The sequence below is a fragment of the Streptomyces sp. A3M-1-3 genome (assembly GCF_024213665.1).
GTDB lineage: Bacteria > Actinomycetota > Actinomycetes > Streptomycetales > Streptomycetaceae > Streptomyces.
Map to the genome: position 1 here is coordinate 122,907 of NZ_JANAVP010000012.1, position 20,290 is coordinate 143,196.

The 20,290-nt window shown below is 69.7% G+C and carries 15 protein-coding genes and 1 pseudogene; 2 read left to right on the plus strand and 14 right to left on the minus strand.

The features are described from left to right. Window positions 1-33: 33 nt before the first annotated feature. The 14 genes and pseudogenes from glmS to NLX86_RS16155 form a co-directional block, all read right to left on the minus strand. Entirely contained in the window at window positions 34-1,848 is a 1,815-nt protein-coding gene (gene glmS / locus NLX86_RS16090; RefSeq protein ID WP_254372384.1) for a glutamine--fructose-6-phosphate transaminase (isomerizing), read from the minus strand. A 34-nt stretch (window positions 1,849-1,882) separates the two neighbouring features. Further along, a complete protein-coding gene (locus tag NLX86_RS16095; protein WP_254372385.1) occupies window positions 1,883-2,161 on the minus strand; it encodes a hypothetical protein in 279 nt (92 codons plus the stop codon). 98 nt (window positions 2,162-2,259) lie between these two features. Then, window positions 2,260-2,460: pseudogene (locus NLX86_RS16100) on the minus strand (SHOCT domain-containing protein); the annotation flags it as partial. Window positions 2,461-3,124: 664 nt separating this feature from the next. Beyond that, on the minus strand, window positions 3,125-4,912 hold the full coding sequence (locus NLX86_RS16105) for an IucA/IucC family siderophore biosynthesis protein (RefSeq protein ID WP_254372386.1): 1,788 nt from the start codon (window positions 4,910-4,912) through the stop codon (window positions 3,125-3,127). After that, window positions 4,909-5,511 carry a GNAT family N-acetyltransferase gene (locus NLX86_RS16110; RefSeq protein ID WP_254372387.1) on the minus strand — a complete coding sequence of 201 codons (603 nt, stop codon included), beginning with the start codon at window positions 5,509-5,511 and terminating at the stop codon, window positions 4,909-4,911. The genes NLX86_RS16105 and NLX86_RS16110 overlap by 4 nt, the downstream gene beginning before the upstream one ends. After that, on the minus strand, window positions 5,508-6,812 hold the full coding sequence (locus tag NLX86_RS16115; protein ID WP_254372388.1) for a lysine N(6)-hydroxylase/L-ornithine N(5)-oxygenase family protein: 1,305 nt from the start codon (window positions 6,810-6,812) through the stop codon (window positions 5,508-5,510). Before NLX86_RS16115 ends, NLX86_RS16110 begins: the two co-directional genes overlap by 4 nt. Then, complete coding sequence (locus NLX86_RS16120) at window positions 6,796-8,277, minus strand: aspartate aminotransferase family protein (protein WP_254372389.1); 1,482 nt, start codon at window positions 8,275-8,277, stop codon at window positions 6,796-6,798. The genes NLX86_RS16115 and NLX86_RS16120 overlap by 17 nt, the downstream gene beginning before the upstream one ends. Before the next feature lie 179 nt (window positions 8,278-8,456). Further along, entirely contained in the window at window positions 8,457-9,359 is a 903-nt protein-coding gene (locus tag NLX86_RS16125; RefSeq protein WP_254372390.1) for a siderophore-interacting protein, read from the minus strand. A 31-nt stretch (window positions 9,360-9,390) separates the two neighbouring features. Then, window positions 9,391-10,419 (minus strand): ABC transporter substrate-binding protein, encoded by a 1,029-nt coding sequence (locus NLX86_RS16130; protein WP_254372391.1) that lies wholly within the window; start codon window positions 10,417-10,419, stop codon window positions 9,391-9,393. Window positions 10,420-10,486: 67 nt separating this feature from the next. Continuing rightward, on the minus strand, window positions 10,487-11,983 hold the full coding sequence (locus NLX86_RS16135; protein WP_254372392.1) for an ATP-binding protein: 1,497 nt from the start codon (window positions 11,981-11,983) through the stop codon (window positions 10,487-10,489). A gap of 202 nt (window positions 11,984-12,185) precedes the next feature. Further along, on the minus strand, window positions 12,186-13,346 hold the full coding sequence (locus NLX86_RS16140; RefSeq protein WP_254372393.1) for an acyl-CoA dehydrogenase family protein: 1,161 nt from the start codon (window positions 13,344-13,346) through the stop codon (window positions 12,186-12,188). A gap of 6 nt (window positions 13,347-13,352) precedes the next feature. Then, complete coding sequence (locus NLX86_RS16145; protein ID WP_254372394.1) at window positions 13,353-14,300, minus strand: hydroxymethylglutaryl-CoA lyase; 948 nt, start codon at window positions 14,298-14,300, stop codon at window positions 13,353-13,355. Further along, the gene (locus NLX86_RS16150; RefSeq protein ID WP_254372395.1) at window positions 14,297-16,594 is read right to left on the minus strand and encodes an acetyl-CoA carboxylase biotin carboxylase subunit; all 2,298 of its coding nucleotides are present in this window, start codon (window positions 16,592-16,594) and stop codon (window positions 14,297-14,299) included. The genes NLX86_RS16145 and NLX86_RS16150 overlap by 4 nt, the downstream gene beginning before the upstream one ends. A 14-nt stretch (window positions 16,595-16,608) precedes the next feature. Continuing rightward, window positions 16,609-18,225 carry a carboxyl transferase domain-containing protein gene (locus NLX86_RS16155; RefSeq protein WP_254372396.1) on the minus strand — a complete coding sequence of 539 codons (1,617 nt, stop codon included), beginning with the start codon at window positions 18,223-18,225 and terminating at the stop codon, window positions 16,609-16,611. Between the two features lie 89 nt (window positions 18,226-18,314). Here NLX86_RS16155 and NLX86_RS16160 point away from each other — a divergent pair, with 89 nt between their 5' ends. Both NLX86_RS16160 and NLX86_RS16165 read left to right on the plus strand, forming a co-directional pair. After that, window positions 18,315-18,932, plus strand: coding sequence for a TetR/AcrR family transcriptional regulator (locus NLX86_RS16160; protein WP_254372397.1), 618 nt, complete (start codon window positions 18,315-18,317; stop codon window positions 18,930-18,932). 85 nt (window positions 18,933-19,017) lie between these two features. Further along, window positions 19,018-20,277 (plus strand): DUF418 domain-containing protein, encoded by a 1,260-nt coding sequence (locus NLX86_RS16165; RefSeq protein WP_254372398.1) that lies wholly within the window; start codon window positions 19,018-19,020, stop codon window positions 20,275-20,277. Window positions 20,278-20,290 lie beyond the last annotated feature (13 nt).

Consider the following 20,290-nt stretch of genomic DNA (forward strand, 5'->3'; position numbering starts at 1 on the left):
GGGTTGCTCAATTGATGGCTGAGGTTCGAGCGGTCATTCGACCGTTACGGACTTCGCCAGGTTGCGCGGCTTGTCGATGTCGCGGCCCAGGGCCAGCGCCGCGTGGTACGCGAAGAGCTGGAGCGGGATACCCATCAGGATCGGGTCCAGCTCGACCTCGTTCTTCGGCACCACAATGGTGTGGTCGGCCTTTTCCTGGTCGCGGTGCGCGACCGCAAGGATCCGGCCGCTGCGGGCCTTGATCTCCTCGAGCGCCGCGCGGTTCTTCTCCAGCAGGTCGTCGTCCGGGACGATCGCGACCGTCGGCATCGCGGGCTCGATGAGGGCGAGCGGGCCGTGCTTCAGCTCCGAGGCCGGGTAGGCCTCGGCGTGGATGTACGTGATCTCCTTGAGCTTCAGCGAGGCCTCGCGGGCCACCGGGTAGCCGCGCACCCGGCCGATGAACATCATCGACTTCGCGTTCGCGTACTCCTCGGCGAGCTTCTTGACCTCCGCCTCGGTCTCCAGGATCTCGGCGATCTGGCCGGGCAGCCGGCGCAGGCCCTCGATGATCCGCTTGCCGTCGGCCACCGACAGGTCGCGGATGCGGCCCAGGTGCAGCGCGAGCAGCGCGAAGGCGACCACCGTGTTGGTGAAGCACTTGGTGGAGACGACGCAGACCTCGGGGCCGGCGTGGACGTACACGCCGCCGTCGGTCTCGCGGGCGATCGCCGAGCCGACCACGTTGACCACGCCCAGCACCCGCGCGCCCTTGCGCTTGAGCTCCTGGACCGCGGCGAGCACGTCGTACGTCTCACCGGACTGGGAGACCGCGATGTAGAGGGTGTCGGGGTCCACGACCGGGTTGCGGTAGCGGAACTCGGAGGCCGGCTCGGCGTCCGAGGGGATGCGGGCCAGCTCCTCGATCAGCCCGGCGCCGATCTGGCCGGCGTGGTACGAGGTGCCGCAGCCGAGGATCTTCACCCGGCGCACGGCACGCGCCTCGCGGGCGTCGAGGTTCAGGCCGCCCAGGTGCACGGTGGCGAAGCGGTCGTCGATCCGGCCGCGCAGCACGCGGTCGACCGCGTCGGCCTGCTCGGAGATCTCCTTGTGCATGTACGTGTCGTGGCCGCCCATGTCGTACGACTCGGCCTCCCACTCCACCGTGGTCGGCGTCGCGGTCGTGCGCGAGCCCTCGGTGGTGTAGGTGCGGTAGTCGTCGGCCTTGAGGGTGGCCATCTCGCCGTCGTCCAGGGTGATCACCTGGCGGGTGTGGCTGACCAGCGCGGCGACGTCGGAGGCGACGAACATCTCCTTCTCGCCTATGCCGATGACCACGGGGGAGCCGTTGCGGGCGACGACGATGCGGTCGGCGAAGTCCTCGTGCATGACGGCGAGGCCGTACGTGCCCTCGACCAGGCGCAGCGCGGAGCGGACCTTCTCCTCCAGGGTCTCGGCCTGGGAGCGGCCGATGAGGTGGGCGACCACCTCGGAGTCGGTCTCGGAGGCGAACACGACACCGTCGGCTTCCAGCTTGGCGCGCAGCTCGGTGGCGTTGTCGATGATGCCGTTGTGGACGATGGCGACCTTGCCGTCGGCGTCCAGGTGCGGGTGCGAGTTCTCGTCGCTCGGGGCGCCGTGGGTGGCCCAGCGGGTGTGCGCGATGCCGGTGGTGCCCGCGAAGCGCTTGGGGATGCGGGCTTCCAGGTCGCGGACGCGGCCCTTGGCCTTGGCGGTCTTCAGTCCGCCCGACTTGCCGGTGATGACGATGCCGGCCGAGTCGTAGCCGCGGTACTCCAGCCGCTGGAGGCCTTCCAGCAGCAGGGGAGCCACATCACGCTTCCCGATATATCCGACGATTCCGCACATATGTGATGCCCTCCGAGTGATTGCTTGGGGGTGCTCAGCCGTAGACGAGGCGGCGCAGCTGCCGCAGGGTGAGTTCCGGCGGAGCCACCGCGCGGTGCGGCAGCTCGGCCGCAATCCGCTCGAAGATCTCCGTGTTGGCCAGTCCGCCGGACTGCAGTTCGCGGTGCCGGCGGCGGACGAACTCCTCGGTCTTCTCGTCGAAGTACGCGAGCACGTCCAGCACCACCCGGGCAGCCTCGCCGCGCTGTAGCGGCGTACTGCGCACCAGGTGGTCGACGAGGTCGTCGTGAGAGGACGGGCGGCGTTCGAGCACCCGTAGATATTGGAGGGTGGAAGGCTCTCAACGCAAGAATCCTGCCCGATTCCGGGCAGTAAGAGGCCGGGAAGGGGTCGGGAAGGGGCGGAATCGGGTCAGAATCGTCGGAGTACCGCCTGTTTTGCCGCCGAGAACTCGTCCGCCGTCAGGATTCCGGCCTGGTGCAGCTCGCCCAGCTCGCGCAGCCGGCGCAGCAGCGCGTCATGATCCACCCCGTCGGCCACGGGCGCGGCGGCCGGCCCGATCGCCTTGGCCGCGGCCGCCGGGTGCGCCATACGTACGGTGACAGCCGCGGCGCAGGCACGATCCGCACCGTGTCTGGGAGCAGCGCGGGAAGTCCCTGCGGGCTGTCGAGCAACGCCGGTATCTCACGATCGCGCGGCGTGAGGTGGACTGGATCAGAGACTTGCCGTCGGAGTGGGGCGCCAGATGGTTCTGCGCCACCTCGTTGCGGCGTACGACAACTTCTGCCTGCGGCAAGATTGACCCCGTATCACGCGAAGGATGCGGTCGACTGTTCGCCTGCGTCCGCTGCGGACACGAGGACGACGCCGACCACAACGCCTCGGTCGAGATCGAGGCCCGAGCCCGCCGGACGGGTGGCTCGGTCACCAGCAGCACGCGCAGGACCCGCAAGGGGACGAGTCACCATGGCACCCGCCGTGGAGGCGGTTGCGTGAAACCCAACCAGCCCAGCCGGGAGCGGAATCCCCGTCGTAGATACACGGCAGGGAGCATCGTCAACAGCCCAGCTCGACGATACCGAGGACTCTGGAGAAAGCGCCCGCGTCCACGCACGACTGGGACACGTACAAGGTGAGGCTCGCGGCGCAGGGGCCGCGGATGTCCGCGCTAGGGATCGACTTCTACCGTTCGCCACAGGTGCCGTGGCCGGCTGAGTGAGGGGTGAGAGAGGGGCGGGCGCCCGTGCGGTCCGGTAGCATGAGCGCCCGCCGGTTCTCAGGGACGCGCGAAGCGCGCGATCGGGTTGGCCAGCGTGCCGACGAGCTGGAGGGCGCTCGACGGGTCCTGGAGGTCGACCATCTGCTTGTTGTTGCGCAGCTGCAGTCGGTTGAGGCAGGACAGCGCGAACTCCGGTGCGTACATGTCGTACTGCTTGAACTTGTCCGCCAGGTGCGGAAGGGAATCCTGGTAGTCCGCCACGCAGTCGGCGACGGCCTGCCAGAAGGTGTCCTCGTCCACCACGCCCTCGGTGGCGAGGATGCCGCCCAGGAAGCGGAAGAAGCAGTCGAAGACGTCCGTGAAGATGGACAGCAGCTTCATGTCCTCCGGGACGTCCGCGCGGATCCGCTCGACGGCCGGCGGCAGCACAGCGTCCGGGTCCATCACGCAGATCTCCTCCGCGATGTCCTTGAACACGGCCCGCTCGACGACGCCGTCCTTGAGTACGAGGATGACGTTCTCGCCGTGCGGCATGTAGACGAGGTCGTACGCGTAGAAGCTGTGCAGCAGCGGCGTCAGATACGCGTCCAGGTAGCGCCGCAGCCACTCCCTCGGCTCCAGCCCCGACCGGGCGATCAGCGCGCCCGCGACGGACGCGCCCTCGTGGTCGGTGTGCAGCAGGGACGCCATGGTCGCGAGGTCCTCGCCCGGCTCCAGCGACGGCACCGGGCTCTCCCGCCAGAGCGCGGCGAGCATTTTGCGGTACGGCGAGTAGCGGTCGGTGGCGGCCTCGTACTGGCGGTGGTGGTAGCCGATGGCCGCGCGCTCGCGGATGATCGAGAAGCGGGCCGCCCGAAGGACGTCGTCGCTCGCGATGAGCCCGGCCAGCCAGTCGTTGATGGCCGGGGTGGCTACCATGTAGGCGGCCGAAAGCCCGCGCATGAAGCCCATGTTGAGGACCGAGATGGCGGTCTTGACGTAGTGCTTGGCCGGGTCGCTCGTGTTGAAGAACGTGCGGATCGACTGCTGGGCCAGATAGCTGTCGTCGCCCTCGCCCAGGCAGACCAGCCGCCGCTGCGCGACCTCGGCGGCGAAGGTGACGGAGAGCTTGTTCCACCACTGCCACGGATGGGCCGGGAAGAGGTAGTAGTCGGCGAGGTCCAGGCCCAGCCCGGCCATCGTCGCGGCGAACCGGGCGAGCTGCGCCTCGCCGAGTTCGGCGCGGACCAGCGCGTCGTAGTCCAGACCGGCGCCCGCCGTGAAGGTGGCGTGCTCGCGGTGGGCCGCCAGCCAGACCAGCTTGATGTCGGCGGCGGTCTCCGGGGCGTAGGAGAGGTACTCGTGGACGCCGAATCCGAGTCGGCCGTTGTTGGCGACGAAGCAGGGGTGGCCCTCGATCATACCGGTCTCGACGGCCTGGAAGCCGGCCGCGGCGAGGTCCGCCGCCGGGACCTGCTCCTTGGTGAGCTTGTACGCCGTCCCGGCCAGGGTCGAGCTGATCTCCTCCAGGTAGACCGGGAGGATCTCGTCGCTCAGGCCGAGCGAACCGCGCGTCTCCAGGAAGAAGTCCAGGGCGTCCAGCGGGAGTTCGGTGCCGTCGCGGTGGCGGGTGACGGACTCGGCGAAGACCTGCCAGTGGTCGAGGGCGAAGACGCGGGCGGTGAACCGGTACTCGGTGGCGCCGTCGTCGCTGCGTACGGCGTACCGGTCGCCGGCGATCAGCTCGGGGGTCAGCAGCCGCTCGTGGGAGAACTCGGCGAGCGCCTTGCGTACGAGCTGCCGGTTGGCCCCGGCCCACAGCTCGGGGGTGAGATGCGAGACGGCTTCCTGCGGAGTCGTGGTCATCGCGTGACTCCCTGGGTGGCCTCGAACTGTTCCCGGGTGCAGAAGCTCAGGAACGCGTCCTTCTCCGGCTTCGCTATCCGCTCGGCTGTCTCGAAGCCGACGGCCTTGTTGAGCGCGTGGACGGCGGCGTTGCGCACGTCCGGTTCGACGACGACGCGCCGGGTCGCCGGGTCGTCGAACAGCGCCGCCATCACGGTGGTGATCACGGCGTGCGTGAAGCCGTGCAGCGGGGTGTCGGACGGGGCGACGAGGAAGTGCATGCCCACATCGCCCGGCTGTGCCTCGTACAGGCCCTTCAGTTCGACCTCGGCCGGGTCATAGCGCTCCATCAGGAAGGCGGGCCGTCCCTCGTGCAGGCCGATGAACGCGTCGTGGTGCGCGGCCGCGGCGATTGCCATGTACTCGCGTTCGACGTCGGGCAGCGAGGCGTCCTGCATCAGCCAGAAGGCGGCCTTGGGGTGGGTGACCCAGCCGTGCAGCAGCTCGGCGTCGGCGAACGGGTCGAGGGCGCGTACGGCGAACTCGCCGAGCGTCGCGTCGGTGCGGGAGAAGATGGCGGGGGGAGTGGGGGGTGTCCCCCCACAAAGCTCAGTGGTCATGCGAGGGTGCCCTCCGGGGCGGCGAACTCCTGGAATGCGATGGACTTCTCGACCGGGTAGTGCTCGCGGCCGAGCAGTTCACCGATGATGTACGCGTTGCGGTACGCGGCCATGCCCAGGTCGGGCGAGGTGATGCTGTGGGTGTGGACGGCGGAGTTCTGCAGGAAGATCCCGCGTCCGGTGGTGTCGATGCTGTAGTTGCGGGCCACGTCGAAGCGGCCGTGGCCGTCCCAGCGGATGCGGTCGTGGACGGGCTCCAGGAACGCGGGCGGCGTGTAGCGGTAGCCGGTCGCCAGGACCAGGCCCTCGGTGACGAGCGAGAAGTCCCGCTCCTGCTCCTCCTGGCGCAGGCCCAGGGTGTACGTACCGGTGGTCGTGTCGTAACCGGCCGCGTTGAGGGCGGTGTTGGTCATCAACCGGGTCGGGACCGGGCCGGCTGCGCTGTCGACCTTCTTCTGGTAGAGCAGGTCGAAGATCGCGTTGATCAGATCTCCGTCGATGCCCTTGAAGAGGCCCTTCTGCTGGGTCTCCAGGCGGTAGCGGGTGTCCTCCGGGAGGGCGTGGAAGTAGTCCACGTACTCCGGGGAGGTCATCTCCAGCGTGAGCTTGGTGTACTCCAGCGGGAAGAAGCGCGGGGAGCGGGTGACCCAGTTCAGCCGGTAGCCGTGGACGTCGATCTCGGCGAGGAGGTCGTAGTAGATCTCCGCGGCGCTCTGGCCGCTGCCGACCAGGGTGATGGACTTCTTGGCCTGGAGCTCGGCCTTGTGCTGGACATAGCGCGAGTTGTGGATGAAGTCGCCGCCCAGGCCCTGGCAGGAGTCGGGGATGTACGGCGGGGTGCCGGTGCCCAGCACGAGGTGGCGGGCGCGAAACGTTTCGCCGTCCTCCGTGCGGACGGCGTACAGCGCGTCCTTCTCGTCGTACTCGACGGATGACACCGTGGTGTTCCAGCGGACGTTGCGCAGTTTGTCGGCGGCCCAGCGGCAGTAGTCGTTGTACTCGGTCCGCAGCGGATAGAAGTTCTCGCGTATGTAGAACGAGTACAGCCGTCCGGATTCCTTCAGGTAGTTGAGGAAGGAGTACGGGGAGGTGGGGTCGGCCAGCGTCACCAGGTCCGACATGAACGGCGTCTGGAGGTGGGCGCCTTCGAGGAACATGCCGGCGTGCCATTCGAAGCCCGGCTTGGACTCGAGGAAGAGGCCGTCGAGCTCGTCGACCTGCTCGGTCAGGCAGGCGAGTCCCAGGTTGAAGGGGCCGAGCCCGATGGCGATGAAGTCGTGGGGCTCACGAGGCGTGGACAAGGGCTTCTCCCAGGTACTGGCTTGCGTGCTCGGCGAGGAGGTCGAGGACGATGGCGATGTCGTCGGTGGTGGTCTGCGGGTTGAGCAGGGTGAATTTCAGGTAGTGGCTGCCGCCGACCTTGGTGCCCGCCACGACGGCCTCACCGGAGGCGAACAGGGCCTTGCGCGCGTACAGGTTGGCGCGGTCGATGAGCGCCGGGCTGGTGACGGCCTCGGGGACGAAGCGGAAGACCAGGGTGGACAGCTGCGGCTGGACGACGACCTCGAAGCGGGGGTCCGCGTCCAGTATCTTCCAGCCCTCGGCGGCCAGCTCCACGACCTCGTCGAACAGCTCACCGACGCCGTCCGCGCCCATCACGCGCAGCGTCATCCAGAGCTTGAGGGCGTCGAAGCGGCGGGTGGTCTGGATGGACTTGTCGACCTGGTTGGGTATCCGCTCTTCGGCCATGCGGCGCGGGTTGAGGTAGTCCGCGTGGTACGTGGCGTGGCTCAGCGTGGCCCGGTCGCGTACCAGCACCGCACTCGAACTGACCGGCTGGAAGAAGGACTTGTGGTAGTCGACGGTCACCGAGTCGGCGTGCTGGATGCCGTCGAGCAGCCGGCGCCGGGTCCGAGAGACGAGTAGTCCGCAGCCGTACGCGGCGTCCACGTGCATCCAGGTGCCGTACTGCTCGCACAGCAGGGCTATCTCGGGGAGCGGGTCGATGGAGCCGAAGTCGGTGGTGCCGGCGGTGGCGACGACGGCCATGGGGAAGAGGCCGTCGCGTACGCAGCGTTCGAGTTCGCGGGTGAGCGCGACGGTCTGCATCCGCTTGTTCTGGTCGCACGGGATGGAGATGACGGCTTCATAGCCGAGTCCGAGCATGGCGGCCGACTTCTTGACGCTGAAGTGGCTGCACTCGGAGGTGAATATCCGCAGCTTGGGCAGGATCTCGGCCTTGGCGAGCTCGTGCTCGGAATTCTTCTGGACCAGTCGGCAGGCCTCGTCGCGGGCGAGCAGCAGGGCGTGGAAGTTGGACTGCGAGCCGCCGCTGGTGAACACGCCGTCCGCCGCGGAGCCGAGGCCGATGCGCTCGGCCGTCCAGTCGATGAGCCGGCGCTCGATGAGGGTGCCGCCGGCGCTCTGGTCCCAGGTGTCGAGCGAGGAGTTGACCGCCGAGAGGACCGCCTCGCCGACGACCGCGGGGATGACCACGGGGCAGTTGAGGTGGCCGAGGTAGCGGGGGTGGTGGAAGTAGACGGCGTCACGCAGGTAGACGGCTTCGAGTTCGTCGAGGGCGGCCGCCGGGTCGTGCAGCGGGCGGTCGAGGTCGATCTCGGCGATGACCGGAGCGAGCTCGTCGACGGCCACACCGGTGTGGGGCCGTTCGGTGGTCGCGAGTTTGGCGGCCACCCGCTCGACGCCCTCGGTGACGGAGAGCCTGTACTGCTCCGCGGTCGTCTGGTTGAGCAGATGCGAGCGCATCAACTGTCCTCCGGGGTGAGGGAATTCGTCACACCCTCCGGGCAGGAAAAGCAGAAGGGGGCGAGGGTGTGGCGTCGAAGTAAGGTTAGCCTAACCTAAGTTCGAGCCGCAAAGGACCCTCGCCCCCCTCGGGACGCATACGTTGTCCAGTTTTCGACCGGAAAATGACCGGAGAGCGATCAGATCTGGTCGTCGCTCGGGGCCTCGCCCGAGAGGGCTTGAGCGAGAAGCTGCTCCTCGCTGAGGCCCAGCCGCCAGTAGCCGACGAAAGTGACCGACCTGCGGTCGATCCCGCGCTCCTGGACGAGATGGCGGCGCAGCGCCCGTACGGTGCCGGACTCGCCGGCGATCCACGCGTACGGAGTGCCGTCGGGCAGTTCGGCGGCGCGGACCGCGTCGAGCACGCGCTGCGTACGATCGCCTGAATTGCGAACAATCCAGGTGATGTCGGCGTCCGCAAGCGTGGGCAGCACGATGCGGTCGTCCGCGTGCGGGATCTCGATCCACGCCCTGACCTTGCGGTCGCGCGGCATCCGGTCGAGGATCGCCGCCGCGGCGGGCAGCGCGGTCTCGTCCGCGAACAGCAGCACCCAGTCGGTGTCCTGCGGCGGGCGGAAACGTACCGCGGTGTTGTCCGCGACGGCCGGACCCAGCACCAACACCTGGTCCCCGGCCACGGCCCGGCCCGCCCAGCGGGAGGCCGGGCCACCCGCTGCGGCAGCAGCTGATGTCTCAGTACCGTGCAGGGCGAAGTCGATGTCGACCTCGTCCTGCGGCTCGCGGCGCTGCTCGCGGCAGGTGTACGAGCGCATGACCGCCCGCTCGTCCTCGGGCAGCGCCCGCCACGCGGCGAACCACCCGTCACCCTCCTCCACCGGTACGACCGGGGCGTCCTGGTGCGGATGCGGCAGGAACAGCGAGAGGCTCTGGTCGTAGCCGCCGGCGGCGAAGTCCTTCAACTCCTCGCCGCCGAAGGTGATCCGGACCAGCGAGTGGCCGAGGCGGCGCGACCGTACGACCCGCAGGTCGAAGAACCGGAACGGCGCGATCGCCGGGGCGGAGGCGGAGACGGTGACGGTCATACAGATACCCCCTGTGGACGCTGCTTGGCGGTCAGCTGACCTTCTTGGCCTTCTTGATGGCCTCGGCGAGCTCCTCGAGGATCGGCGCGCACTTGTCGTACGAGAAGATCGGCTCGGTGACGCGCGGAGTGACCTGGCCGGCCTTGACGGCGGGCAGCTGGGCCCAGGTCGGCTTGGCCTTGAGGTCCGCGGGCTGCAGGGTGCCGGTGCGGTTGTCGAGCATGATCACGTCGGCCTTGTACTTGTCGGCGTTCTCCCAGCTGAGGCTCTCGAAGAAGCCGCCGGCGTCGAGCTTCGTCGGGACGACGAACGTGACGCCCAGCTCCTCGAAGTACTTCAGGTCGGCCGACGTCTTCGGGGTGGAGACGTAGAACAGGTCCGGGCTGCCGGAGCCCACCAGCACCTTGACGCCGGGGTTGGCCTTGGCGGCCTCGCGCAGGGTCGCGGCGGCCTTCTCGAACCGCGCCTTGGCGTCGACGACCTTCTTGTCGTTGAGGTCGGCGCCCAGGGACTTGGCCAGCTCGGCCATGCGCTCCAGCGGCTTGGTGAGGGAGACGTCGCCGCCCACCGCGATCGCGACGCTCGGGGCGACCTTGAGGATCTTGTCCTTGGACTCCTCCGGGACGTACCAGAGGGTGCCGTCCCAGGTGTTGGTGATCAGCACCTCGGGCGCGAGCGCCGCGTACTTCTCGACGTTGAACTCGCCCCACACGTTGCCGAGGATCTCGACCTTGGAGATGTCCATGCTGCCGGCCTGGACGTCCGGCTTGCCGTCCTTGAGCTTCGTCGGCCCGAAGACGCCCTTGACCTCGATGCCGTAGTCGTACAGCGCCGCGGCCGTACCGGTGAAGGCGACGATGTTCTTCGGGGTGGCCTTGGTGCTCGCGGTCTTGCCGAGGTCGTCCTTGAAGGACCACGGACCGGCCTTGCCGGCACCCTTGTCCGAGCCCTTCGTCGTGTCGCTGTCGCCGCAGGCGGCGAGCAGCGCACCAAGGCCAAGGGCGCCGCCCGCGGCAAGCAGGCCGCGACGGGAGAGGTGAGAAGCTCGGGCGTGATCCATGAGGGCGTCTGCTTTCGTGCGTGCGGGTTCCGTCCGCCGGACAGTTCGAAGGTAGGTTAGCCTAACCTCACGTCTTGTCCAGGGGCGGGCCCTGCGTTGGCCCGTAGAGAGTTGTCAGGTCGACCAGTTGGATGTCGCCGTCAGCGCCGGCTGCTGCGTCTGCCTTGTCGTTGAAGCCCGATCCGCTGAAGCACAGGAGTTTGGTGCGCGTTGTGTCGTAGCGTCCGGCTTGGGTGATGAGGTCGCGGATGTGCCGGAGGCGTTCGATGTGGCCGATGCCCATGGTGTCGTTCCACTTCGCTTCACCGATGGCCAACAAGGGTGGCTTGGCACCGTCTGCGATGCCGATGACCGCCACATCCACTTCATGCCCGATGCGGGCCTTGGGGTCGTGGACGACGCCGTGCCCGACGCGGGCGGGCAGTCCGCCCAGCAGGTCGGGGTCCGCGTGGTGCAGGGCCCAGTCGCGGCAAGTCTGTTCGAAATGGGGGCCGAGGACGTTGCTGACGAAGCGTCGGCGGCTGGCTTGCCACACCCGGCCGGCGCTGCCGGGGCGCTCCAGCTGGTCCCAGACGGGGCGCATGATGGCGTGATAGAAGCCGATCAGCGGCTCGGCGATGCGGTAGGTGGGCCGGTTGTCACGGAAGATGTCCGCATCCCGGTAAAGCAACCCGGCGTCTTCGAGGACGTTGATGGGGTGCGCGATGTCGGTGGCTTTGCGTTCCAGGTAGCCGGCCATGCCGCCACGGGTGGCGTTGCCGTCGGCGACTGCGGCCAGCACTGAGAGATACAGAGCTGTGTCGCGCAGGTCGGGCTCCTCGGCGAGGAGGTAGCGGGCCTCGCGGAAGAGGGGCGTCTCGGGATTGAGGACAGTGCGGACGACCCAGTCTTCGAAGTCGTCAGGCCCGCTCGGGGTGTCGCCGCGTGCGAATTCACGCCGGTACGCAGGAGTGCCCCCGACGATCGCGTTGACCTTCAGCGCCAGGCGTGGGTCCCTGATGTTCCAGAACTCGGCGGCGAGGCGGTGGTCGAGGGGCCGGACAATCAGCTCGAGCCCCGCACGGCCCCGTAGCGGAGCGTTACCGGACAGCAGCCGGCCCATGAAGGACAGGGCTGAGCCGCACAACAGTAGCCGGGTGCGCGATGCGGTGCGCTGGTCGCGCAACGGCCGTAGTGCCTCCTGGATGATTGAGGGCAGCTCGGGGTTGGCCTTGGCCAGGTACGGAAACTCGTCGATCACGACCGGTACAGGCCGCTCCGCGCCCAGCGCGAGCAGCGCGTCCACGGCCTCGGACCAGGTGGCGAAGTGGAACGGGCTGGCGGGGCGTACATGAGCCGTGAGCGCGGCACTGATGCGCCGTAGCGACTCTGCATCGGCAGCCTCGGTCGCCCCGAAGTAGAAGCCCCCGGCGGCCCGGCATGCGGCATCCAGCAGGAATGTCTTGCCCTGGCGTCGGCGCCCGGAGACCACTCCGAGCGTTGCGCCAGGCTGCTCGTCGCTGATGAACCGGGTCAGAGCCGACCACTCGTAGTCCCGGTCGAACATCTCGGCAGGTTTGCGCATGCGCGTCCCCTTTCCTGACGGCCGCCAGGTGAGCTCATGGATATAGAATCACGTATCCATTAACTGTACCTCTAGTTCTTGCGAGCGTAGGGTTGAGCGTCGGCTCATCGGGCGCTCCTGCTGTCCGGCGAACGAGCAACCCCGACAAGAAACGATCTTGTCGGGGTTGAAGATCAAGCTGAGCCGCGAGCCCGGCGCGGCGTCAGGCCGGCAGGCCCAGTTCTCGGGCGATCAGCATGCGCTGGACCTCGCTCGTGCCCTCGCCGATTTCGAGGATCTTGGAGTCGCGCCACATGCGGGCCACCGGGTACTCGTTCATGAAGCCGTAGCCGCCGTGGATCTGGGTGGCCTCGCGGGCGTTGTCCACCGCCACCGTCGAGGAGTAGAGCTTGGCGAGTGCCGCCTCCTTCTTGAACGGCTCGCCGTGGACGAGGCGGGAGGCCGCGTCCCGCCAGGAGATGCGGGCCGTGTGGGCGCGCATCTCCATGTCCGCCAGCTTGAACTGGATGGCCTGGTTGTCGCCGATCGGGCGGCCGAACGCGTGGCGTTCCCTGGCGTACTTCAGCGACTCGTCCACGCAGCCCTGCGCGAGGCCCGTCGCGAGCGCCGAGATGGCGATACGGCCCTCGTCGAGGATCCGCAGGAACTGGGCGTAGCCGCGGCCCTCCTCGCCGAGGAGGTTCGCGAGCGGCACCCGGACGTCGGAGAAGGACAGCTCGCGGGTGTCCGAGGCGTTCCAGCCGACCTTGGAGTACGGGGCCGCCACCCTGAAGCCAGGGGTGCCGGACGGGACGATGATCGAGGAGATCTCCGGACGGCCGTCTGCCTTGCGGCCGGTGACCGCGGTGACCGTGACCAGGGCCGTGATGTCGGTACCGGAGTTGGTGATGAAGCACTTCGAGCCGTTGATCACCCACTCGTCGCCGTCCCGCACAGCGGTCGTCTTCGTACCGCCCGCGTCCGAGCCGCAGTCCGGCTCGGTCAGGCCGAAGGCGCCCAGTATGTCGCCGGAGCACAGCCGCGGGAGCCACTCGCGCTTCTGCTCCTCCGTGCCGAAGCGGTAGACGGGCATCGCGCCGAGGGACACGCCCGCTTCGAGGGTGATGGCGACGGAGGAGTCGACCCGGGCGAGTTCCTCGAGGGCGATGCCGAGGGCGAGGTAGTCGCCGCCCATGCCGCCGTACTCCTCCGGGAAGGGCAGGCCGAACAGGCCCATGCGGCCCATCTCGCGGATGATCTCGTACGGGAACTCGTGGCGCTCGTAGAAGTCGCCGATCTTCGGCGCGACGACGTCGTGCGCGAACTCCTCGACCGTGCGGCGGAGTTCCTCGTGTTCGGGGGAGAGGCGGTGGTCCAGGGACATCGTGGGTCACTCCTTGTGGGAGAGGGCGCGGACGGTGCGGGACGGGCTGGGTCGGCCCAGTTGTTCGGCCATCCACACGCTGGTGGCGGTGAGCCGGCCGAGGTCGACCCCGGTTTCGATGCCGAGGCCGTGGAGCATCCACACGAGGTCTTCGGTGGCGAGGTTTCCGGTCGCGCTCTTCGCGTACGGGCAGCCGCCCAGGCCGCCCGCGGACGCGTCCACGGTGGTCACTCCGTGCTGGAGCGCGGCGAGTGTGTTGGCGAGGGCCTGGCCGTAGGTGTCGTGGAAGTGCACGCCGATGGTGTTGGTGGGCACGCCGGCCTCATTGAGCGCGGCGAGGAGGGTCAGTACATGGCCGGGCGTGGCCACGCCGATGGTGTCGCCGAGGCTCAGTTCGTCGCAGCCGAGGTCCATGAGCTGCTTGGCGACCCTGACCACCTGATGGACGGGGACGGGCCCCTCCCACGGGTCGCCGAAACACATCGAGAGATAGCCGCGGACATGGATCTTGTCCTCGCGGGCCCGGGCTACGACCGGTTCGAACATGGCGAGCGACTCGGCGATCGTACGGTTGAGGTTGCGCGCGGCGAAGGTCTCGGTCGCACTGCCGAACACCGCGATGCGGCGCGCGCCGAGGGCCAGGGCGCGGTCCAGGCCGCGGGCGTTCGGGACCAGGACGGGGAGGGCGACGTCGTCCAGCCACTCGTGCCCGTCCAGCATCGGGAACAGCTGTTCCGCGTCCGCCAGTTGGGGCACCCACTTGGGGTGTACGAAGCTGGTCGCCTCGATGGTGGAGAGGCCGGCGCCGGCGAGACGGCGGATGAACTCCGCCTTGATCTCGGTCGGTACAACCGCCTTCTCGTTCTGCAGGCCGTCGCGCGGGCCCACTTCGTGGATGCGGATACGTGGGGGGAGATCCGCGACGGGGATCTCCATCGGCAGTCCCTCGGTCATGACGGGTCCTCCTCCTCGGATCCCTTGTGCCCCTCGTGCGGGGCGACCACGGCCAGGACCTGGTCCATGGCGACGGTGCTGCCCGGGATCACGTCCAGCTCGGTGACGGTGCCGGCGTGCGGGGCGGAGATGAGGTGCTCCATCTTCATCGCCTCGACGACCAGCAGGCCCTGCCCGGCGGCGACTTCGTCGCCGACGGCGACCTTCACGACCGTGACGGTGCCGGGCATGGGAGCCGTGAGCGAGTCCGCGCCCCCGGCCCGGCCGGCGCCGGCGAGTGCGGCGGCGACCGGGTCATGGACCTGGACGTGCCAGCTGTCCCCGTCCCGGCCGAGCCAGACGCCGTCCGGCGAGGGAGCGTGGCTGAAGGTGTGCGTGACGCCGCGCCAGTCGATGGTGACGCGGGCGGAGGGTTCCCCCACCCCGCCCCTTCCCGACTGCGTCGATGTGCGGCTTCGCCGCGTGGGGGGCAGACCCCCAGCCCCCCGAGGCGGCAGCTCCGCGCCGCCCACCAGCCGCGCCCGGCCCGGCGCGGCTTCGCCGTCCGCGGGCGACGGTTGTGGTCCGCCGGGGGCGGGGTTGCCCGTGGGCGACGGCTGCGCCTCGCCGGGCGTCGGTGCTTGGCCGGGTGTCCGGTCGGTTGCCGCAGGTTCGCCTGCGGCAGCGGACTCGCCCCCGGACTCGCCCCCGGACTCGCCCCCGGGCGCGCCCCCGGGCGCGTCGCTGATCAGGACCTCCGTGCCCGCCGCCCCGCTGCGCAGGCGGATCGCCAACGGGTCGTGGCCCGGTACGCGTACGTGGTGGACCGTCCAGGCGGGGGTGCCGCCGAGGCGCCAGCCGGTCGCGACCGAGAACGGGTCCACCCAGCCGGTCGACGGGGCGGTGCCCCCGGCCCGCAGCAGCGCAGCTGCCACGTACACCTCGTCCGGTACTCCGGCGGGCACCAGTCCGTCCGCGTCCCGCTCCACCAGGCCGGTGTCCAGGTCGCCGGACACCACCGACGGGTGGGCCAGCAGGCGGCGCAGGAAGCCCGCGTTCGTCGGGACGCCCAGGGTGACCGTCTCCGCGAGCGCCGCGCGCAGCTTGCGCAGGGCCGTGGGGCGGTCCTGGGCGTGGACGATGACCTTGGACAGCATCGGGTCGTACAGGCTGCCGACCTCGGTGCCCGCCGTGAGCCCCGAGTCGGTACGTACGCCCGGCCCCTGCGGCTCGTGCAGCGCCAGCACCGTGCCGCCCGACGGCAGGAAACCGCGCGAAGGGTCCTCCGCGCAGATACGGGCCTCGATCGCGTGGCCCGTGAGGGTGATGTCGGTCTGAGCGAAGGGGAGTCGCTCGCCCGCCGCGACTCGCAGCTGCCACTCGACCAGGTCCAGGCCGGTGATGAGCTCGGTCACCGGGTGCTCGACCTGGAGCCGGGTGTTCATCTCCATGAAGTAGTACGAGGCCGGGTCGTTGCCCGGGACGATGAACTCCACCGTCCCCGCGCCCCGGTACCCGCACGAGCGCGCCGCCTGGACCGCCGCCTCGCCCATCGCGGCGCGCGTGGCCTCGTCCAGCAGGACCGAGGGCGCCTCCTCGATGATCTTCTGGTGCCGGCGCTGGAGGGAGCATTCGCGCTCGCCGAGGTGGACGACGTTGCCGTGGGCGTCCGCCAGGACCTGGATCTCGATATGGCGCGGCCGGTCGATCCACCGCTCGACGAGCAGTGTGTCGTCACCGAAGGAGCCGCGCGCCTCGCGGCGGGCCGCGGCGATCTCGTCGGCGAGCAGATCCTCGTCGCGGACCAGCCGCATGCCCTTGCCGCCGCCGCCCGCCGAGGGCTTCAGCAGTACCGGCATGCCGATCTTCCGTGCCGCGGCGGCCAGTTCGTCATCGGTCAGCCCGCTTCCGGACGAGCCGGGGACCACCGGAACGCCGGCCGCCTGGACCGTCTCCTTGGCCCGGATCTTGTCGCCCATGAGGGAGATGGCCCCGGGCGGCGGGCCGATGAAGGTCAGACCCGCGTCCGCGCACGCCTGCGCGAAGGCCGCGTTCTCGGCGAGGAAGCCGTACCCCGGGTGGATGGCCTGCGCCCCGGACCGGCGGGCCGCCTCCAGCAGCCGGTCGGCGCTGAGGTAGCTCTCCGAGGCCGCCGCCGGGCCGATCCGCACCGCGCTGTCGGCCTCCCGTACATGACGGGCGTCGGCGTCCGCGTCGCTGAAGACCGCGACCGAGCGGACACCCTGCTCCCGCAGGGTGCGGATGACCCGTACCGCGATCTCGCCACGATTGGCGACGAGGACTGTGTCGAACATCTGCATGTGTCCCCTCACATCCGGAAGACGCCGTAGCCGGGTTCACCCAGCGGCGCGTTGGCGCAGGCGGTCAGGGCCAGACCCACCACCTGGCGAGTCTCCAGCGGGTCGATCACGCCGTCGTCCCAGAGCCGGGCCGTCGCGTAGTAGGCGTTCCCCTGGGTCTCGTACTGGGCGCGGATCGGGTCCTTGAAGGCCTCTTCCTCCGCTGTCGGCCAGTCCTCGCCGCGCGCCTCGATCTGGTCTCGCTTGACGGTCGCCAGCACCGAGGCGGCCTGCTCGCCGCCCATCACCGAGATCTTGGCGTTGGGCCACATCCACAGGAAGCGGGGGGAGTAGGCCCGGCCGCACATCGAGTAGTTGCCCGCGCCGTACGACCCGCCGACGACCACCGTCAGCTTCGGCACGCGCGTGCACGCCACCGCCGTCACCATCTTGGCGCCGTGCTTGGCGATGCCGCCCGCCTCGTAGTCCCGGCCGACCATGAAACCGGAGATGTTCTGCAGGAAGAGCAGCGGGATGCCGCGCTGGTCGCACAGCTCGATGAAGTGCGCGCCCTTCTGGGCGGATTCGGAGAAGAGAATGCCGTTGTTGGCGACGATGCCGACCGGGTGGCCGTGGATCCGGGCGAAGCCGGTGACCAGCGTCGTGCCGAACTCGGCCTTGAACTCGGCGAACCGGGAGCCGTCGACGATGCGGGCGATCACTTCCCGCACGTCGTACGGGGTACGCGAATCGACCGGCACCGCGCCGTACAGCCCGGCCGGGTCGGCCTTCGGCTCCTCCACCGGCTCGACGGACCAGGGCAGCTCGCCGCGCGCGGGCAGGGTCGAGACGATCGTACGGACGATCCGCAGCGCGTGCGCGTCGTCCTCCGCGAGGTGGTCCGTGACGCCCGAGACCCGGGAGTGGACCTCGCCGCCGCCGAGCTCCTCGGCGGTGACGACCTCGCCGGTGGCGGCCTTCACCAGCGGTGGGCCGCCCAGGAAGATCGTGCCCTGGCCGCGCACGATGACGGCCTCGTCGCTCATCGCCGGGACGTACGCGCCGCCCGCTGTGCAGGAGCCGAGCACCGCCGCGATCTGCGGGATCCCGGCGCCGGACATGCGGGCCTGGTTGTAGAAGATCCGGCCGAAGTGCTCGCGGTCGGGGAACACCTCGTCCTGCATCGGCAGGAAGGCGCCGCCGGAGTCGACCAGGTAGAGGCAGGGGAGGCGGTTCTCCAGGGCCACTTCCTGGGCCCGGAGGTGCTTCTTGACCGTCATCGGGTAGTACGTGCCGCCCTTGACCGTGGCGTCATTGGCGACGATCACCACCTCGCGGCCGCTGACCCGCCCGATGCCGGCGATCACGCCGGCCGCCGGGGCCGCCCCGTCGTACATCCCCTCGGCGGCCAGGGGGGCCAGCTCTAGGAAGGGCGAGCCGGGGTCGAGGAGGGCGTCCACCCGGTCCCTCGGCAGCAGCTTTCCGCGGGCCGTGTGCCGGTCGCGGGCCTTTTCGCCGCCGCCCAGCCGGGCCGCCGCCAGCCGGGCCCGCAGGCCCTCCGACAGCTCCTGGTGGGCGGCCTCGTTGACCCGCCAGGCCTCGGACGCCGGATCGGCGGCGCTCGCCAGCACTGGTGCCTGCTGCATCCCTCGAGCTCCCTTGCTCGGTTAATGAGCGTTAACGTTGTTTCCCCTAGGTTAACGAGCGCTAACAGCCCTGTCTAGAATGAATTCCCATGAGCACCAGGACCGCGGCCCCGACCCGCCGTGAGCAGATCCTCAAGGAAGCCGCCCGTCTCTTCGCCGAGCGCGGCTTCCACGGCGTCGGCGTGGACGAGATAGGGGCCGCAGTGGGCATCAGCGGCCCCGGCCTCTACCGCCACTTCGCGGGCAAGGACGCGATGCTCGCCGAGCTGCTCGTCGGCATCAGCGACCGGCTGCTGACCGGCGGCAAGTACCGGGTGGCCGAGCGCGCGCAGAATTCGGCCCCGCCCGAGGTGCTGCTGGACTCGCTCATCGAGGGCCACATCGACTTCGCGCTCGACGACCGTCCGCTCATCACTCTCCACGACCGCGAGCTGGACCGCCTCCGGGAGAGCGACCGCAAGCTGGTCCGCCAACTCCAGCGGCAGTACGTCGAGCTGTGGGTGGAGGCCGTACGGGAGACGTACCCGGCCCTTGCCGAGGCCGATGCCCGGGCCACCGTGCACGCGGTCTTCGGGCTGCTGAACTCGACTCCGCACCTCGGACGCCCGGGCGCCCTTCCCGGACGTACCGCGACGGCGGAACTGCTGCACCGGCTGGCGCGCGGCGCCTTCGCGGCGGCAGCCGACGCCTCACCGACTGTGGCGTAGCGCGGCCCAACTACGATGATCTGGTGACTGATTGATTGACTGATTGACTGACCTATCGAGGCAGTCAGCCACGGGGGGTTACGAGATGACGCAGGAGGCGGCCGGCCTTGCCGCTCGGCACGCACACGCGGCGGCGGTGCCGGGCGGACGGCGGATCCTGGAGGTGGATGCGCTGCGCGGCTTCGCGCTCTGCGGGATCTTCCTGGTGAACGTGCTGGTGATGGCCGGGCCCTACGAGCCGGCCGGGGGCGTCGCCCCGGCGACCGGTCCCGACCTGGTGGCCCAGTGGCTGGTCACGGCGTTCGTGGCGACGAAGTTCTATCTGCTCTTCTCATTTCTCTTCGGATACAGCTTTACGCTGCAGATGACCTCCGCCGAGCGGGCCGGGGCGCGCTTCGCCCCGCGCATGCTGCGCCGGCTGCTCGCACTGTTCGTACTCGGCGTGCTGCACGCAGCGCTGCTGTACACCGGCGACATCCTGACGACGTATGCCGTGCTCGGCCTCGTCCTGTTCTTCTCGCGCAACGCCGCGCCCGCCAGGGTGTGGCGCGCCGCGCTGTGGGTGTACGGAGTCTTCGCCGTACTGCTGCTGCTTCTCGGGGCCGCGGGGGCGGCCGACCCGGTGTCCGGCGCGGAGTTCCAAGCCGAGACGGCGGAGCTGACCGAGGCCTACCGGGGTGACGCCGCCGATGTGATCGCCGCCAACGTCGGGGCGTGGTCCGACGTGCTGATCGGTGCGCTGAGCGTGAGCGGACAGGTGGTCGCCGCCTTCCTGGTGGGTTTCGTGGCGGGGAAGCGGCAGCTGCTGGCCGGCGACACCGTCGGCGCGGACCGCTTGCGCCGGATTCGCACGCTCGGCCTGGCCGTGGGCGTGCCGGGAGGGCTCTTCATGGCCGCGGGAACGTCCGGCCCGCTCTCGGAGCGCTGGGAGACCGTGGCCTTGGCCGTCGGAATGGTCTCCGCGCCGGCCCTCACCGCCGCGTACGCGAGCGCGATCCTGCTCTGGGTCAGAACGCCGCGCGGAGCGCGGGCGGCCTCCTGGCTCGCTCCCGCAGGCCGGATGGCGCTCACCAACTACCTGCTGCAGTCGCTGGTCATGGCGCTGGTCTTCACCGGATACGGGTTCGGATTGTACGGCCGGGCAGGTGCGGCTGCCGCGGTGTGCGGGGCGCTCGCCTTCTACGCGGCGCAGCTGTTCCTCAGCGCCCGGCTGATGCGCCGTCACCGGCTCGGACCGGTGGAGTGGGCCCTGCGCGCGGTCACGTTGGCGGGGCGGCCGACGCCGGCGGTCCGGCCGGACGAGGCGTCCAGCGTTCGGGACAACCGGCACCGGAGCGGTGGCTGACGGCACAATGGGC

Bases quoted from the DNA above. Each gene is read 5' to 3' on its own strand.
- glmS (WP_254372384.1), bottom strand. From the start codon at position 1,848: ATGTGCGGAATCGTCGGATATATCGGGAAGCGTGATGTGGCTCCCCTG.
- NLX86_RS16105 (WP_254372386.1), bottom strand. From the start codon at position 4,912: ATGACCACGACTCCGCAGGAAGCCGTCTCGCATCTCACCCCCGAGCTG.
- NLX86_RS16110 (WP_254372387.1), bottom strand. From the start codon at position 5,511: ATGACCACTGAGCTTTGTGGGGGGACACCCCCCACTCCCCCCGCCATC.
- NLX86_RS16120 (WP_254372389.1), bottom strand. From the start codon at position 8,277: ATGCGCTCGCATCTGCTCAACCAGACGACCGCGGAGCAGTACAGGCTC.
- NLX86_RS16125 (WP_254372390.1), bottom strand. From the start codon at position 9,359: ATGACCGTCACCGTCTCCGCCTCCGCCCCGGCGATCGCGCCGTTCCGG.
- NLX86_RS16130 (WP_254372391.1), bottom strand. From the start codon at position 10,419: ATGGATCACGCCCGAGCTTCTCACCTCTCCCGTCGCGGCCTGCTTGCC.
- NLX86_RS16135 (WP_254372392.1), bottom strand. From the start codon at position 11,983: ATGCGCAAACCTGCCGAGATGTTCGACCGGGACTACGAGTGGTCGGCT.
- NLX86_RS16140 (WP_254372393.1), bottom strand. From the start codon at position 13,346: ATGTCCCTGGACCACCGCCTCTCCCCCGAACACGAGGAACTCCGCCGC.
- NLX86_RS16145 (WP_254372394.1), bottom strand. From the start codon at position 14,300: ATGACCGAGGGACTGCCGATGGAGATCCCCGTCGCGGATCTCCCCCCA.
- NLX86_RS16150 (WP_254372395.1), bottom strand. From the start codon at position 16,594: ATGTTCGACACAGTCCTCGTCGCCAATCGTGGCGAGATCGCGGTACGG.
- NLX86_RS16155 (WP_254372396.1), bottom strand. From the start codon at position 18,225: ATGCAGCAGGCACCAGTGCTGGCGAGCGCCGCCGATCCGGCGTCCGAG.
- NLX86_RS16160 (WP_254372397.1), top strand. From the start codon at position 18,315: ATGAGCACCAGGACCGCGGCCCCGACCCGCCGTGAGCAGATCCTCAAG.
- NLX86_RS16165 (WP_254372398.1), top strand. From the start codon at position 19,018: ATGACGCAGGAGGCGGCCGGCCTTGCCGCTCGGCACGCACACGCGGCG.